Source organism: Serratia sp. MMO-28, from assembly GCF_037199905.1.
In the GTDB taxonomy this organism is placed as follows: Bacteria; Pseudomonadota; Gammaproteobacteria; order Enterobacterales; family Enterobacteriaceae; genus Chania; species Chania oryzae.
Genome location: NZ_JBBCVB010000111.1, coordinates 1 through 270, shown reverse-complemented (window position 1 = coordinate 270; position 270 = coordinate 1). Strand labels below are relative to the sequence as shown.

1 protein-coding gene is annotated in these 270 nt (G+C 65.2%); it reads right to left on the bottom strand.

What is annotated here, in order from left to right:
• Positions 1 to 270: hypothetical protein (locus tag WG891_RS26770; protein WP_337265249.1), on the bottom strand; the 270-nt coding region annotated here is incomplete at both ends.

The following is a 270-nucleotide window of genomic DNA, read 5'->3' as shown; positions in this document are numbered from 1 at the left end:
GTTGATGTCCAGCAGGCCGCTGAAGCCTGAAGCATTGCTGTTGCCAGAGAGGGTGATGTTGCTGTTGCGCAGCACCCAGTTACCCGCGCCGCTCAGCGCATGGTTCAGGGCGGTCAGGGCCCCGCCGGCAAAGGTGTCAAAGGTCAGGGTGCTGCCGCTGCCGAGACTGACGCTGCCGGTGCCCAGGTTGGCGTCTTGCGAGACGGTCAGCGCGCTGTTGCCCACCAGGTCGAACAGGCCGGCAAAACCGCTGTTGGTGCCGGTCAGGGT